General features: G+C 62.1%; 12 protein-coding genes and 1 pseudogene. 7 read left to right on the top strand and 6 right to left on the bottom strand.

All coding sequences use genetic code 11. The annotated features are described in order from the left end of the window. Window positions 1-30 precede the first annotated feature (30 nt). A complete protein-coding gene (locus HQ843_RS21390) occupies window positions 31-708 on the top strand; it encodes an HAD family hydrolase (RefSeq protein WP_180901294.1) in 678 nt (225 codons plus the stop codon). A 304-nt stretch (window positions 709-1012) separates the two neighbouring features. Here HQ843_RS21390 and HQ843_RS21395 read toward each other — a convergent pair whose 3' ends face one another. Beyond that, window positions 1013-2953: a L,D-transpeptidase family protein gene (locus HQ843_RS21395; RefSeq protein WP_246710186.1), complete on the bottom strand. Its 1941-nt coding sequence runs from the start codon at window positions 2951-2953 to the stop codon at window positions 1013-1015. 497 nt (window positions 2954-3450) lie between these two features. Here HQ843_RS21395 and fumC point away from each other — a divergent pair, with 497 nt between their 5' ends. Continuing rightward, window positions 3451-4842: a class II fumarate hydratase gene (gene fumC / locus HQ843_RS21400; RefSeq protein ID WP_180901293.1), complete on the top strand. Its 1392-nt coding sequence runs from the start codon at window positions 3451-3453 to the stop codon at window positions 4840-4842. Between the two features lie 74 nt (window positions 4843-4916). On the opposite strand, the gene HQ843_RS21405 is transcribed toward fumC, so the two are convergent. The 3 genes from HQ843_RS21405 to HQ843_RS21415 form a co-directional block, all read right to left on the bottom strand. Continuing rightward, entirely contained in the window at window positions 4917-6305 is a 1389-nt protein-coding gene (locus HQ843_RS21405) for an MATE family efflux transporter (protein ID WP_180901292.1), read from the bottom strand. Between the two features lie 154 nt (window positions 6306-6459). After that, on the bottom strand, window positions 6460-7137 hold the full coding sequence (locus HQ843_RS21410) for a glutathione S-transferase (RefSeq protein ID WP_180901291.1): 678 nt from the start codon (window positions 7135-7137) through the stop codon (window positions 6460-6462). 77 nt (window positions 7138-7214) lie between these two features. Further along, a complete protein-coding gene (locus HQ843_RS21415; RefSeq protein ID WP_180901290.1) occupies window positions 7215-8243 on the bottom strand; it encodes a sodium:calcium antiporter in 1029 nt (342 codons plus the stop codon). Window positions 8244-8387: 144 nt separating this feature from the next. Between HQ843_RS21415 and HQ843_RS21420 the strand changes: the two genes are divergently transcribed. Continuing rightward, window positions 8388-9218, top strand: a complete 831-nt coding sequence (locus tag HQ843_RS21420) for an isocitrate lyase/PEP mutase family protein (protein ID WP_180901289.1) — start codon at window positions 8388-8390, stop codon at window positions 9216-9218. A 33-nt stretch (window positions 9219-9251) separates the two neighbouring features. Here the strand turns inward: HQ843_RS21420 and HQ843_RS21425 are convergent, their stop codons facing one another. Beyond that, on the bottom strand, window positions 9252-9419 hold the full coding sequence (locus tag HQ843_RS21425) for a hypothetical protein (RefSeq protein WP_180901288.1): 168 nt from the start codon (window positions 9417-9419) through the stop codon (window positions 9252-9254). A gap of 243 nt (window positions 9420-9662) precedes the next feature. Between HQ843_RS21425 and carB the strand changes: the two genes are divergently transcribed. From carB to HQ843_RS21445, 4 genes are all read left to right on the top strand, one after another. Continuing rightward, complete coding sequence (carB, locus tag HQ843_RS21430; protein ID WP_180903312.1) at window positions 9663-13145, top strand: carbamoyl-phosphate synthase large subunit; 3483 nt, start codon at window positions 9663-9665, stop codon at window positions 13143-13145. A 122-nt stretch (window positions 13146-13267) separates the two neighbouring features. Continuing rightward, window positions 13268-13600, top strand: a complete 333-nt coding sequence (locus HQ843_RS21435; protein ID WP_180901287.1) for an ArsR/SmtB family transcription factor — start codon at window positions 13268-13270, stop codon at window positions 13598-13600. After that, entirely contained in the window at window positions 13597-14055 is a 459-nt protein-coding gene (locus HQ843_RS21440; protein WP_180901286.1) for an SRPBCC domain-containing protein, read from the top strand. Before HQ843_RS21435 ends, HQ843_RS21440 begins: the two co-directional genes overlap by 4 nt. Then, window positions 14045-14506, top strand: coding sequence for an SRPBCC domain-containing protein (locus HQ843_RS21445; RefSeq protein ID WP_180901285.1), 462 nt, complete (start codon window positions 14045-14047; stop codon window positions 14504-14506). Before HQ843_RS21440 ends, HQ843_RS21445 begins: the two co-directional genes overlap by 11 nt. On the opposite strand, the pseudogene HQ843_RS21450 reads toward HQ843_RS21445, so the two are convergent. Beyond that, window positions 14507-14623 (bottom strand): annotated as a pseudogene (locus tag HQ843_RS21450) (creatininase); the annotation flags it as partial. It abuts the gene before it with no gap. Window positions 14624-14800 lie beyond the last annotated feature (177 nt).

Genomic DNA, 14800 nt, shown 5'->3' on the forward strand with positions numbered 1-14800 from the left:
TGGTCCGCCGAAAAATGAAGGACCTGCGCAATGCCCGCACCGCTCGCCATATTCGACCTCGACGGCACGCTGATCGATACAGCACCGGACCTGATCGCAAGCCTCAACCACGCCATCGCCCCGGCGGGACTGGCGTCCTACGGTATCGACGATACCAAAATACTGGTCGGCCGCGGCGTGAAGGTGATGATCGAAAGGGCCTTCGAGCATCGCGGCAAATCGCTCGACGACAACACCTTCGATGCCTGTTTCGAACGCTTCAGCGACCATTATCGCGCCGGCATTCCCGGCGAAAGCCGCCCCTATCCCGGAATTGTCGCGGCGCTGGAACGGCTCAGGGCCGCGGAGTTTCAACTGGCGGTGTGCACCAACAAACGCGAATCATTCACCATGCCGCTGCTCGATGCGCTCGACCTCACCGGCTATTTCACCGCGATCACCGGCGGCGACACCTTCGCCTTCCGCAAGCCCGATCCCCGCCATGTCATGGAAACCATCGCACTGAGCGGCGGCGACATCGCCAACGCGGTGATGGTCGGCGACAGTTCCAACGATATCGATGCGGGACGGGGCGCGGGTACAGCAACCATCGCCGTAACATTCGGCTACGCCGACCGCCCTGTCGCCGACATGGAAGCCGACCGCGTTATCAGCCATTTCGATGAACTGACGCCGGAGCTGGCGCGCGCGGTGATTGCGCGGAAGTAACGGCGGTCGCGCCAACGCAAAAGGCGCGCCCGCAGAGCGGACGCGCCTTCAGTTTGTTGACGAAGGCCTTGACAGATACTTCCGTCATGCCGGGCTTGACCCGGCATCCAGGGCCAAATTTCGAGGGCTATCAACAATAGCCCCTTTGAACATATGGCGTTCCGTAGCCCTGGACCCCGGATCAAGTCCGGGGTGACGGAAAAAGGGGCAGGCAAGCTCAAAGTGTCTGCAACGTGGTTTGTCAACGTTTGAACGCGCGTCCGCAGCACGGACGCGCCTTTGTTCATGACGGCGGGCGCAGCGATCAGCTGCCGAGGCGCGCCTCGCTTTCGGCATCCATGGCGCGCTTCAGATACATGTCGCGCTCATAGACGTCGTCGTAATACTGAATATTTCCATCGGCATCCGGCCAGGCGGTGAAATAGGTAACGTAGACTGGGAATTTTTCCGGAACATCCACCGGCATGTTCTGGCCGGTCGCGATATTGGCCTCGATATCGGCTTCCGGCACGCCGAGAACAGCGGCCGCCATCTTGTTGGGATCGGAGAGACGGACGCAGCCATGGCTGAGCGCCCGCATGTCGCGCTCGAAATAGCTCTTCTGCGGCGTGTCATGCATGTAGATCGCATGATCGTTCGGGAACAGGATCTTCAACTGGCCAAGCGCGTTGCGTTCGCCCGGCGGCTGGCGCACATCGACCATCGGGGCTGCAGCCCAGTTGACGGAAGAAGACGAGACCCGGCGACCATTATAGCTGACCTCGTAGCCGATCTGGTCGAAATAGCTCGGATTGGCGCGCAGCTTCGGCAGATATTCGTTGACCACGATCGAGCGCGGAATACCCCAATAGGGATTGAATTCGACGGTTTCGATCTCGTCGCGGAAGAAATAGGTCTGGTTGGTGGGATTGCCCACCACGACGCCCATATCGAAGCTCTCGCCGTTATCGTCATGATAATACACGCGGAAGGCGGGCTGATTGATCAAGACATAGCGCGAACCGAAATCGTCCGGCAGCCAGCGCAGGCGTTCCATGGCGTCGACCACCTTCTGGGCACGGTCGTCATTGGTCTCGACGTCGAAGGCCTTCACGGTGTTGGAGCCGACAATGCCATCGACATAAAGCCCTTCCGCCTTTTGGAAGTCCTTCACCAGAGCGACCAGTTCGGGCGTATATTCATCACCGCCATCATAGGCCGCGAAGGTGTCGGCATGGTCGATCTTGAATTCGGGCGAGGCCTTGCGCTCGATCGCCTTGACCAGGCTCGGCACATTCTCGTCGGTCTGGCCGGGGCGAATGAACACGCGGCCGGTGAAAACGATCGGTTCAACCTCGGTTTTGGTTCTGCGCAGTTCGGCAAGTTCCGCCTTCAGGTCCTCGAAAAACGTGTTCTGAGGATTATAGCTCTCCATCAGACCGGCGACGTCATTCGTCACGGCAAGACTGTTTATCGCCTCGCCAAGGTCGACGGGGTTGCGCTTCAGGTCGTGGAATTCCGAGAGCCGGTTCGGATCGACACGACCGCGCCTGGCATCCTGCATGTAGGAGAGCACTTCGGCGGAAAGCGCGAGTTCGAACTGCATCAGGGCGGCCTTTTCGTCATCCTCGCTCTCGGCCGAGATGAGATCCGGCGTCTGAACCAGATAGTTGTCGGGCTCCAGGCCGAAATCGTCGGCATTGCCGAGCGCCCTCATGGCAGCGCGCGCCTTCTGGGAAACCACGCCATCCTGAACCCAGAGCAGTTCGCCGCCGTTCGAATAATAATCTTCGATCGCCGAAGCGACATCATCAATGGCCTTGACGCGGGCATCGGCGAGATACTGCCGCGGATCGTCATCAGCGATTGCGACCGTCGTTTCCATCTCGACAGCATCGGTCATCGACCCCTGGTCGAGCGCGGCGACTTCCGTGGCCGTTTCGTCCGCATCCGCTTGATCGGGGCTGATCGAGCCGGTGACCACCGGATCGCGGATTTCGCGGATATCGATCAGGCGCATCGAATCGGCACGGTAGGTATAATATTTCGGAGGCGCGACCTTCGGGGCGGAATAGCTGCGCTGAACCTGCTTCTGCGGCTGCGCCTGGGGCTGCGGCTGCACGACCGGCGCGCGCTGCGATTCCTTCTCACGGCCCCGCAAGATGTCCATCAATGTCAGGGCGTTGGCCGCGCTTGGCACAAAGGCGGCAGACACCGCCACGGCCAGAGCCACAGATGAAACGCGAACTGAGAGTTTGCTGCGCAATGTTCTACCCCGTTTTGCAAGTCAACGTTTTCATTAGCATCTTACCTGCAAGCCCGTTGGTGAGCCAATAACATTTGCGCTATCGCTGCGCAAACCCACTGGTTGTGTCATGGGAAAACAACACCCTGGCTCGCTTGCCGGCCGATTGCCGTTCCGGATCAGCCTATCAATGTCCCATTAACAGGGGCTTAAACCCGAGAGATTTCTTGCGATGCAACATGCGCCGCAAAGCATGACGCTCTCGATTTCAACGCAGAAACCGTGGCCCCGGTTCCATCGCGGAAATCATGGCCCCGTCATAGGCCCGACAATGCGTCAGGGTTGGGGCGCGGCAAGGCGCCGGCCTGCATTTTCTTCAGTTTCCGTCGGCAATCCGCGATACTAATCGAATAAGTTTACGCCAATTATTGACAGAGCGCCACGGCGCGCGCGATTGCATATCCCGATTTTCGTCAGGACGACCGCGCCCACCGGGGCAATGGCAGGAGTAGAAGCACATGACCGCAACCCGCACAGAAACCGACACTTTCGGCCCCATCGAAGTCGCCGCCGACCGCTACTGGGGGGCGCAGGCAGAGCGTTCGCTTGGCAATTTCAAGATCGGCTGGGAAAAACAGCCGCTTTCGGTGGTCCGCGCGCTCGGCATCGTCAAGCAGGCCGCCGCCAAGGCCAATATGGCGCTTGGACGGCTTTCGCCGGAAATCGGCGACGCGATCGTTAAGGCCGCCCAGGAGGTCATCGACGGCAAGCTCAACGACCATTTCCCGCTGGTCGTCTGGCAGACCGGCTCCGGCACGCAGTCGAACATGAACGCCAACGAGGTGATCTCCAACCGTGCCATCGAGCTTCTCGGCGGCACGATGGGCTCGAAGAAGCCGGTGCATCCGAACGATCATGTCAATATGAGCCAGTCGTCGAACGACACCTATCCGACGGCGATGCACATCGCCTGCGCCGAGCAGATCGTCCACCATTTGCTGCCCGGCCTGAAGCACCTTCACGACGCGCTTGCCGCCAAGGAGAAAGAATTCGCCGACATCATCAAGATCGGCCGCACCCATACCCAGGACGCCACCCCGCTGACGCTGGGACAGGAGTTTTCGGGTTATACGGCGCAGGTTGCCTCGGCGATCGCCCGCATCGAGCTGACGCTGCCGGGCCTCTACCAGCTTGCCCAGGGCGGCACGGCGGTCGGAACCGGCCTCAACGCGCCGATCGGCTTTGCCGAGAAGGTCGCCGAAGAAGTCGCCGGGATCACCGGGCTTCCGTTCGTCACCGCCCCGAACAAGTTCGAGGTGCTCGCCGCCCATGACGCCATGGTGTTTGCCCACGGGGCCATCAACGCGGCCGCCATGGCCTGCTTCAAGATCGCCAACGATATCCGCTACCTCGCCTCCGGCCCGCGTTCGGGTCTCGGCGAATTGTCCCTGCCGGAAAACGAGCCCGGCTCGTCGATCATGCCCGGCAAGGTCAACCCCACCCAGAACGAGGCGATGACCCAGGTCTGCGCCCACATCGCCGGCAATCAGACGGCGATCGGCTTTGCCGGCAGCCAGGGCCAGTTCGAGCTCAATGTCTACAATCCGATGATGGCCTACAACTTCCTGCAGTCGGTGCAGCTTCTCGGCGACGCCGCCCGCTCCTTCACCGACCATTGCGTGGTCGGGATCGAGGCGCGCAAGGACAACATCAAGGCCGGCCTCGACCGCTCGCTGATGCTGGTGACCGCGCTCGCCCCGAAGATCGGCTACGACAACGCCGCCAAGATCGCCAAGACCGCCCACAAGAACAACACCACGCTGCGCGAGGAAGCGCTGGCGACGGGTCTGGTTACCGCCGAGGAATATGACGAGATCGTCCGCCCCGAACTGATGATTTCGCCGAAATAAGCGGTCGGCCGACAATCATGCCGTCGCAAGGACGCTTCGTTCCCTGCGACGGCGATGACGGCCGATCTACGCTCTCAGACTGGCGACGGCGCGGCGCGCAGCATCTTCCAGTAGCGCCATGACAACATCGCCATGGCCGCGCCCAGCCCCACCAGGAAGCCGACCCAGATACCGACGCCCTGGAGCCCGAACGGAAACGCCATCAGCCAGGCGAGCGGCAGGCCGATGCCCCAATAGGCGACCAGCACCAGAACCATCGGCACCCGCGTATCCTTCAGCCCGCGCAGCAACCCGTTCATCGTCGCCTGGCCGCCATCGAGAAGCTGGAACAGCGCGGCCACCATCAGCAGCGGCGTGGCATAGGCCAGCACCAGCGGCGCCTCCGGCAGGCTGGTATCCATGAACAGTGAGGCGAGCGGGACCGGCGCGAGCGCGAAGACAAGGCCGCTTGAAACGGCGAAACAGACCGCGATCGCCATCACCGTCACCGAAGCCCGGATGACGTTGGCGCGATCGCCCGCCCCATGAAAGATGCCGACCCGGACCGTTCCTGCCTGCGACAGGCCGAGCGGCACCATGAAGGCGATCGACGCCAGTTGCAGCACGATGCCGTGGGCGGCAAGCGGGATCGCGCCAAGCTGGCCCATCAGGATCGACGACGCGGTAAACATCGAGACCTCCGCCAGCACGGCGATCCCGATCGGAAGGCCGAGCATGATCACTTCCCAGAGCGCCTGCCAATCCGCTTTCCAGAACCGCACGAACAGCTGGTAGCCCGCAAGCTCCCGGTCCCGCTCGATATAAAACACCAGATAGAAGAAGCCGAACGCCTGCACGGCCAGCGCCGCGATCGCCGCGCCGCGAATCCCGAGTTGAGGCAGGCCGAGATGGCCGAGAACCAGCACATAGGCAAGCGCCGCGTTGAGCACCAGCATCATCACCGTGACCCACAGCACCACGCTTGCGCGGCCGGTGGCGCTCACCAGCGAGCGCAGGACATAAAACACCAGCGCCGGAAAGATCGCGAAACCGACAATGTGCAGGTAGCGCGCGGCAAGTTCGACCACCTCGGGCTCCTGCCCGAGCGAAAGCAGGATCGGTCCCGACCAGAAAAACAGCGGCTGGACCAGCACGCCGAACATGATCGACGCCCACATCCCCATGCGCATGGCGCGGCGGACCGCAACCTCGTCGCCGCGGCCATAGGCCTGCGCGACCATCGGCATGACGGCGATGGCAAGGCCCGCGCCGGTGATGAAGATCGTGAAGAAATACTGGGTGGCGAGCACGGTCGCCGCCAGATCGAGCGCGCTCAACTGGCCGAGGATGACGATATCGGTGGCATTGATGCCCTGCTGGGCCAGTTGCGCGCCGATGAGGGGGATGCCGAGGGCGAGGGTTTCCCGGAGGTGGGAGAACCATGAATGGCCGGCTGCTTGCGCAGAAGGCATTGCGACAGACATGAAATTCACCAGAAGCTGACACGCCGGGGCCAGACAATAGCGGGGCCCGGGCGGCAAAAATTCCTTAGCTTCTTTTTTCGGCAATTGCCACCCTTGTAGGCAGGCCGACAGGCCGGATCCGGTAATCCGTGCGAGCCGCGCCCGCAGGCTGATCTCACGAAATCGGATTGCCGCCGTAGCGATAGGCGCCGCCGCGCTGCAGCGCATGGCGATAGGCCGGGCGGGCGTGAATATTGACCAGATAGTCGAGCACGGCCTGCGGCCGCTGGTCGAACGGGATCCGCTCCATGCCGACCTCGATCGGAAAGCTCATCATGATATCGGCGGCGGTGAAATTCGCTCCCGCAAACCAGCCGTCGCGCTGCAATTCGCTCTCCCAGAAGGCGCCATGGGTCTTCAATTGCGGGTCCGTGAGTTTCGATGTCACACCCTTGGAGATCATCTTCATCAGCGGCCTTATCAGGCGCGGCCCCTGCTCCGGGATTTTCTGGAACACCAGCTTCATGATCAGAAGCGGCATTGCCGAACCTTCCGAATAGTGCAGCCAGTAGCGATAGCGCAGCGCCTCGTCCGTGCCCGGCTCCGGCCTCAGGCCGCTGCCCTCGCCGTAACGGTCGATCAGGTAGTCGACGATCGCGGCGCTTTCGGCGACGATCCGCCCCTCGTCTTCGATAATCGGCGATTTGCCGAGCGGATGAACCTGCTTCAACTCCTCCGGCGCGCTCATGTTCTCGCCGCGCTTGTAGCGCTTGATTTCATAGTCGACCCCGAGTTCCTCGAGCAGCCAGAGAATGCGATGCGCACGGGAATCTTCCAGATAATGAACAAGCATGAAGCCACCTAATAAAATATATCGAACTAATCGGTTCGATGAGATATGGCCTGATTGCGGGTCGTTGACAAGTCCGCTCAGAAAGCCGTTATCGCGATCGCGCCGAAATAAAGAACAAGAATGCCCGCGCTTTCGAACCCGATGCTGCCGGGGCCGGCCTTCTGGCGCACGATCAGGCCGAGAAGCAGGATCGCGGTCGCCGACAGGCCGACGGCAAGCCAGATCAGATCGTCCTTGCCGATCGCATGATAGAGCGACCCGTCGCGATAGGCGATATCGGACAGCGTCAAAAACAGCGTATCGAAAGTGTTGCCGCCGATAATGCCGCCGACGGCGAGCTGAAGGGCGCCGCGCTTGACCGCCGCAAGCGTCGTTACCAGTTCTGGCAGCGAGGTCACCACCGCCGTCATCAGCGCGCCGACGAGCGAGGCGGATAGGCTGTAGCGATCCGTGATCACGGCCGCGATCTGAGAAATCACATAACCGGCGATCCCCATCAGCAACATCAGCGCGATGAACACCGCGAAAATGCCGACATTTCCACGCGTATCGCTTTCTTCTTCCTCGGGCTGGTCGGAGCGTGTTTCGTGGGTGCCCACCGGCTTCCACATCGGCTCGTCGCGCACCCTTTTGGAGGCCACGACGCCCGCGATATAGACGCCGAAAATGGCGAACGAGACGGGACTGACCGCAAACAGCGTGATTTCCGCCCAAGCGTAGGCCAATAGCGGCATGCTGAGCAGCAGCACCAGCAGCGCGCCCTGGAAAAGGTTTGAAAGATCGGCCGCCGCATGCTCGAGATTCACCCGCCGATAGATCATGTCGGCAAGCGCCAGAAACGCCGTTTGCGCGGCGATACCGCCCACGGCGTTGGAAAAACTGAGCGACGCCCGGCCATCGAGCGCCGAGGTGACCGATACCACCGTGCCGGAAAGCGACGTCGCGGCGCCAAGCAACAACCCGCCGATCAGCGCCTCGCCCAGCCCGGTGCGGTCGGCAATACGGTCGGCGACGCCGGTAATCTTCACGCCGCAACCAAGAATGACCGCGCCGGCGAGCAAAAACAGCACCGTCAGCCAGATCAGTGTGAGATTTTCGAAATGCATCAATGTCTCCGCTTTGAAGAACCAACGCATCACCCTCCCCGTTTGTTCTTGGCCTTCTGCCGGAATGCAAAAATCAGCCCCCTTTACAAGTCATTATGTTCACTATATGTTCTATATGTCAAGTCTGCATGTCAAGGAGGGGTCATGACAACACAGGCAGAGAAATTCGAGCGTTTCAGGGCGCTGCATTCACGCGACGGCGCTTTCGTGATGCCCAATCCATGGGATGCCGGAACGGCGCGCCTGCTCGCCAATCTTGGTTTCGAGGCGCTCGCGACCACCAGCGCGGGGTTGGCGTTTTCACTGGGGCGCAGCGATTCGGCGGCAGATCTGTCGCGCCAGGAGATACTTGCCAACGCAAGGGCGATCGTGGAGGCCACCGATCTGCCGGTTTCCGCCGACCTTGAGAACGGTTTCGGCGATGCGCCCGGCGACTGTGCGCTGACGATCCGGCTTGCGATCGAGACCGGTCTCGCCGGCGGCTCGATCGAGGATGCCACGGGCCGGCGCGATGATCCGATCTATGATTTCGAAACCGCTGTCGAGCGCGTGCGCGCGGCGGCCGAGGCGAAGGCTGGAAGGCCGTTCCTGCTGACCGCGCGGTCGGAAAACTTCCTGTGGCAGCGTCCCGATCTTGCCGACACGATCCGCCGCCTCCAGGCCTTTTCAGAGGCCGGCGCGGACGTTCTTTACGCGCCCGGCCTGCCCGACCTCAACGCGATCAGAACGGTGTGCCGGGCCGTCGACAAGCCGGTCAATGTGGTGATGGGGCTGCAGGGAGAAAATTATTCCGTCGAGACGCTGGCGCGCGCCGGCGTGAAACGCATCAGCGTCGGCGGCTCATTCGCCCGGGCGGCGCTGGCAGGGCTGAAACGGGCCGCGGATGAAGTATTGAGGGAGGGAACGTTCAGCTACGACAGACTGTCCGGCAGCGAGGCCGAAAGGCTGACGACCGAGCCCCGCAGCAAAGAGTGACGCCGGCAGGCGTCACCCGAAACAGGGGCGCATTCAGGCATGCGAGGTTCTGGCCGCCTTGCGGAGGACTTCGTCGTGGGCGGTTTTACGCTCGGCATCTGCCGTTGCGAAAAGCCTGCCGCCGACGATCCGGTAGAGAATAGCAAGCCCTGCAGCCGCGAATGCGATCTGGAATGCGATAAGAGGCAGATATTCAAACATGGTATTGTCTCCGGTTTGGAGTAGTAACGCGGCATGTAAACGAAAAGTTCACACTTAAGTGCATGAAAGCGTAAAAAACACGGTTGATGGCGGTGCGAACGGTGCATTTTCGGGGTTCCGTTGCCCCGGCAACTTCCCTATAAGGCCCACCTAGCCTACATGATTTCACATCCCCTCCCCGGCCCGGACACCCGCGCCGGTTTTTGACGCAGGGATGATAAGAAGAAACGACGGATAAAGCCCATGCCCAAGCGCCAAGACCTCAAATCCATCCTCATCATCGGCGCGGGGCCGATCGTCATCGGCCAGGCCTGCGAGTTCGACTATTCCGGCGCACAGGCTTGCAAGGCGCTGAAGGAAGAGGGCTACCGGGTCATTCTGGTGAATTCAAACCCGGCAACGATCATGACCGATCCGGAGCTTGCGGACGCAACCTATGTCGAGCCGATCACCCCCGAAGTCGTGGCCAAGATCATCGCCAAGGAGCGCCCCGACGCGCTGCTGCCGACCATGGGCGGCCAGACCGCGCTCAACACCGCGCTGTCGCTGCGCCGGATGGGCGTTCTCGAGCGCTACAATGTCGAGATGATCGGCGCCAAGCCGGACGCGATCGACAAGGCCGAGGACCGGGCGCTGTTCCGCGAGGCGATGGCCAGGATCGGGCTCGAAACGCCGAAGTCGATGCTCGCCAACGCCACCGAGATCAAGGACCAGCATCGCCAGGAGCACGAGGCCAAGCGCGCCGAACTGAAGAAGACGCTCGCGGGCGATGCGCTGGACACGGCTCTCGATGAACTCGAAAACCACTGGAACCTCGGCAATACCGACCGCAAGCAGCGCTACATGTCGCATGCGATGGCGATTGCCGCGCAGGCGCTCGACACCATCGGCCTGCCCGCGATCATCCGGCCGTCCTTCACGCTCGGCGGCACCGGCGGCGGCATCGCCTACAACCGCTCCGAATTCTTCGAGATCGTCGGCTCCGGCCTTGACGCCTCGCCGACCACCGAGGTGCTGATCGAGGAATCCGTGCTCGGCTGGAAGGAATATGAAATGGAGGTGGTCCGCGACAAGGCGGACAACTGCATCATCATCTGCTCGATCGAGAACGTAGATCCGATGGGCGTGCACACCGGCGATTCGATCACCGTCGCGCCGGCGCTGACGCTGACCGACAAGGAATACCAGATCATGCGCAACGCCTCGATCGCGGTGCTGCGCGAGATCGGGGTCGAGACCGGCGGCTCGAACGTGCAGTTCGCCGTCAATCCGGTCGATGGCCGCCTCGTCGTGATCGAAATGAACCCGCGCGTGTCGCGCTCCTCGGCGCTTGCCTCGAAGGCCACGGGTTTCCCGATCGCCAAGATCGCGGCCAAGCTTGCGATCGGCTACACGCTGGACGAGCTTGAAAACGACATCACCGGCGGCGCGACTCCGGCCTCGTTCGAGCCCTCGATCGACTATGTCGTCACCAAGATCCCGCGCTTTGCCTTTGAAAAATTCCCCGGCGCCGAAAACACGCTGACGACCGCGATGAAATCCGTCGGCGAGGTGATGGCGATCGGCCGCACCTTCCCCGAATCGCTGCAGAAGGCACTGCGCGGGCTGGAACGCGGGCTGACCGGCCTCGACGAAATCGAGATCCCCGGCATCGACAACGGCGAGCCCCGCAACGCGATCCGCGCCGCGATCGGCACCCCCACGCCGGACCGGCTGCGCATGGTCGCGCAGGCGATGCGGCTCGGCCTCAGTCTTGAGGAAATCCACGAGCATTGCCGCATCGATCCTTGGTTCCTGGAGCAACTGAAGTCGATCGTCGACATGGAAGAGCGCGTGCGCGAGCACGGCCTGCCGCAGGACGCCGAAAACATGCGCATGCTGAAGGCCATGGGCTTTTCCGACCAGCGGCTCGCCAGCCTCACCCACGGCCGGCCGAAGGAAGTCGCCCAGCTCCGCAACAAGCTCGGCGTGCGCCCGGTCTACAAGCGCATCGACACCTGCGCGGCCGAGTTCGCATCCCCCACCGCCTACATGTACTCGACCTACGAAACGCCCTTCGATGGCGCGACCCGTTCCGAGGCCGGCGTTTCCGACCGCAAGAAGGTGGTGATTCTCGGCGGCGGGCCGAACCGTATCGGCCAGGGCATCGAATTCGATTACTGCTGCTGCCACGCCGCGTTCGCGCTGAACGAGGCCGGCTATGAAGCGATCATGATCAACTGCAACCCGGAGACCGTTTCGACCGATTACGACACCTCCGACCGGCTCTATTTCGAGCCGCTGACGGCGGAAGACGTGATCGAGATCATGCGCGCCGAACAGGAAAACGGCACGCTTGTCGGCGCCATCGTCCAGTTCGGCGGCCAGACGCCTCTGAAACTCGCGGAAGCGCTGGAAAAGAACGGCATTCCGATCCTCGGCACCGCGCCGGACATGATCGACCTTGCCGAGGACCGCGACCGGTTCCAGAAACTGCTGGTCAAGCTGGATCTCAACCAGCCCAACAACGGCATCGCCTATTCGGTGGAACAGGCGCGTCTCGTCGCCGCCGAAATCGGTTACCCGCTGGTGGTACGCCCGTCCTACGTTCTCGGCGGCCGCGCGATGGAAATCGTTCACAACGAAGCGGGACTGTCGCATTACCTGCTGGAAGTGGTGCCGGAACTGGTCACCGAGGATATCAAGCAGCGCTATCCGAACGACAAGACCGGGCAGATCAACACCATGCTCGGCAAGAACCCGCTGCTGTTCGACAGCTACCTGACCAACGCCATCGAAGTTGACGTCGACTGCCTTTGCGACGGCACCGACGTGTTCATCGCCGGCATCATGGAACATATCGAGGAGGCCGGCATCCATTCGGGCGACAGCGCCTGCTCGCTGCCGCCGCATTCGCTTTCGCCGGAAACGCTGGACGAGCTTGAGGAGCAGTCCCGCGCGCTGGCGCTGGCGCTCAACGTCAAGGGCCTGATGAACGTGCAGTTCGCCATCAAGGACGGCACGATCTACATCCTCGAGGTCAATCCGCGCGCCTCGCGCACCGTGCCGTTCGTGGCCAAGACCATCGGCACGCCGATCGCCAAGATCGCCGCCCGGGTGATGGCCGGCGAGAAGCTCAACGACGTGATTGCCTCTTATGGTGACCGGCCGAACCCGCGCAAGCTGAACCACGTCGCGGTCAAGGAAGCCGTTTTCCCGTTCGCCCGCTTCCCCGGCGTCGACACGCTGCTCGGCCCGGAAATGCGCTCGACGGGCGAGGTCATCGGCCTCGACAGGGATTTCGCGATCGCGTTTGCCAAGTCGCAGCTTGGCGCCAGCGTCGACCTGCCGCGCGAGGGCTGCGTCTTTGTCTCGGTCAAGCCGGAGGATAAGGAGCGGGTGCTGCCCGCGGTCAAGCTTCTGGTGGAACAGGGTTTTTCGGTGATGGCAACCGGCGGCACCCGTGACTTCCTCGAACAGAGCGGCATTTCCGCCACCAAGATCAACAAGGTGCGCGAGGGCCGTCCGCATATCGAGGACGCGATCCGCAACCGCCAGGTCCAGCTCGTGTTCAACACCACCAGCACCGGCAAGACGATCTCGGATTCGAAGTCGCTCCGCCGCGCGGCACTGACCCAGAAGGTGCCCTACTACACCACCATGGCCGGCTCGATGGCTGCGGCGATGGCGATCAAGGCGTTGAAACAGGGCCAGCTCGAAGTGCGCCCGCTGCAGGACTATTTCTGAGGCCCGACACTTTCGAACGAAGACCGGGGCAGGCTCAACGCCGGCCCTTTTTTTTTGGCTTGACGGAAACGGTTTTCTCTTTTATTTATCCGTTAGGTTAATTAACCGAATGGATAACAACCATGTCCGATCCGTTGTCTCAAACCCTGTCCGCGCTCGCCGACCCGACCCGCCGTGCAATCCTTGCCCGGCTGTCGGCGGGTGAGGCGACGGTGAATGAACTGGCCGAGCCGTTTGCGATGTCGCTGCCGGCGGTGTCCAAGCACCTGAAGGTGCTGGAGCGCGCCGGGCTGATTTCCCGCAGCCGCGAGGCCCAGACGCGGCCCTGCCGGATCGAGCCGGAAGCGCTACAGGCGGTCGATGGCTGGCTCGCGGATTATCGCCTGCTCTGGGAAAACCGGCTCGACCGGCTGGAAGATTATCTGGCCACCCTGCAGCAGAAGGACAAGCCATGACCGAATCTTCGAACCCCCTCCAAATCCGCAACGAGCGGACATTTCTCCAGGATCGCGACGCCCTCTTTTCCGCCGTGGCCGACCCGGCAAGGCTCGCGCGCTGGTGGGGACCACACGGTTTTGAAAACCGGATCACCGCCTTCGACTTCCGTCCCGGCGGAAACTGGCGGATCGTCATGACCGCATCAAACGGCAACGCATTCGACAACCACTGGACGTTTCTGGCGATCGAGGACGATCGCTTGATCCGCACCCGCCATCATCTGCCGATGCATGATTTCGTGCTGGAAATGCGGTTTGACGACCATGCCGGCGGAAGCCGCCTCGTCTGGGTGATGGAGTTCGAGCCGACCGAGGAGAACCAGGCAATCGCGCATTTCCTCAAGGCGGCCAACGACCAGAACCTCGAACGTCTCGACAACTTTCTTCAGGAGGAAACCACCGATGTCCGCTGAGCTCGATCCCGCGAAAATCTTCCGCTTCGAACGCCTGTTGAAGGCGCCGCGCGCGCTTGTCTTCGAGGCGCTTTCCGATCCCGCCCATCTCGACCGGTGGTGGGGGCCGGATGGTTTTGTGAACGAGACCCACGCGATGGATTTTTCCGTCGGCGGGCTGTGGCGCTACACAATGCACGGCCCCGACGGCAAGGACTGGCCGAACTGGATCCGCTATCACGAGATCACGCCCGGCCGGATCAGCTACGAGCATGGCGGCGAGATCGGCGAGCCGGCGCATTTCCGCGGCATCATCGACCTCGACGAAACCGAGGACGGCACGCTGATGACGATGACGCTGGTGTTCGAGACCAGTGAGGCCCGCGACGCCACCCTGAAACATGGCGCCGAGGACGGCGGAAGGCAGACGCTGGCGAAATTCGACGCCTACCTTCAGCGGATCAAGCCGTGATCACGCACTGATGATATTGTGCCAGGGAACATAGGGAAAGCCGGTGTTGTCGTCGGCTCCATCCGCGCCCACGACCAGAATGTCGTGTTCGCGGTAGGCGCCCGCGCCCGGCATGCCCGGTTCGAAGCGTTCGTCAAAACGCTCAAACGTCCGGGCGTGCAGGACCATCATCATGGTGATTGCGATCCTCCCGTCGCGCACGACGCCATCGGCGCGGAGGTTCGCCGCAGCAAAATCTAGCCTGGGTCCCCAGTCTTGGCAATGCCGCTCGCGGCAGTCCCGTCATTGTCATAA

The organism is Martelella sp. NC20 (assembly GCF_013459645.1).
Classification (GTDB): domain Bacteria; phylum Pseudomonadota; class Alphaproteobacteria; order Rhizobiales; family Rhizobiaceae; genus Martelella.

What these genes read in the sequence shown, in the direction of transcription:
- HQ843_RS21390 (WP_180901294.1), top strand. Translation starts at nt 31, where the DNA reads ATGCCCGCACCGCTCGCCATATTCGACCTCGACGGCACGCTGATCGAT.
- fumC (WP_180901293.1), top strand. Translation starts at nt 3,451, where the DNA reads ATGACCGCAACCCGCACAGAAACCGACACTTTCGGCCCCATCGAAGTC.
- HQ843_RS21405 (WP_180901292.1), bottom strand. Translation starts at nt 6,305, where the DNA reads ATGTCTGTCGCAATGCCTTCTGCGCAAGCAGCCGGCCATTCATGGTTC.
- HQ843_RS21410 (WP_180901291.1), bottom strand. Translation starts at nt 7,137, where the DNA reads ATGCTTGTTCATTATCTGGAAGATTCCCGTGCGCATCGCATTCTCTGG.
- HQ843_RS21415 (WP_180901290.1), bottom strand. Translation starts at nt 8,243, where the DNA reads ATGCATTTCGAAAATCTCACACTGATCTGGCTGACGGTGCTGTTTTTG.
- HQ843_RS21420 (WP_180901289.1), top strand. Translation starts at nt 8,388, where the DNA reads ATGACAACACAGGCAGAGAAATTCGAGCGTTTCAGGGCGCTGCATTCA.
- HQ843_RS21425 (WP_180901288.1), bottom strand. Translation starts at nt 9,419, where the DNA reads ATGTTTGAATATCTGCCTCTTATCGCATTCCAGATCGCATTCGCGGCT.
- carB (WP_180903312.1), top strand. Translation starts at nt 9,663, where the DNA reads ATGCCCAAGCGCCAAGACCTCAAATCCATCCTCATCATCGGCGCGGGG.
- HQ843_RS21435 (WP_180901287.1), top strand. Translation starts at nt 13,268, where the DNA reads ATGTCCGATCCGTTGTCTCAAACCCTGTCCGCGCTCGCCGACCCGACC.
- HQ843_RS21440 (WP_180901286.1), top strand. Translation starts at nt 13,597, where the DNA reads ATGACCGAATCTTCGAACCCCCTCCAAATCCGCAACGAGCGGACATTT.
- HQ843_RS21445 (WP_180901285.1), top strand. Translation starts at nt 14,045, where the DNA reads ATGTCCGCTGAGCTCGATCCCGCGAAAATCTTCCGCTTCGAACGCCTG.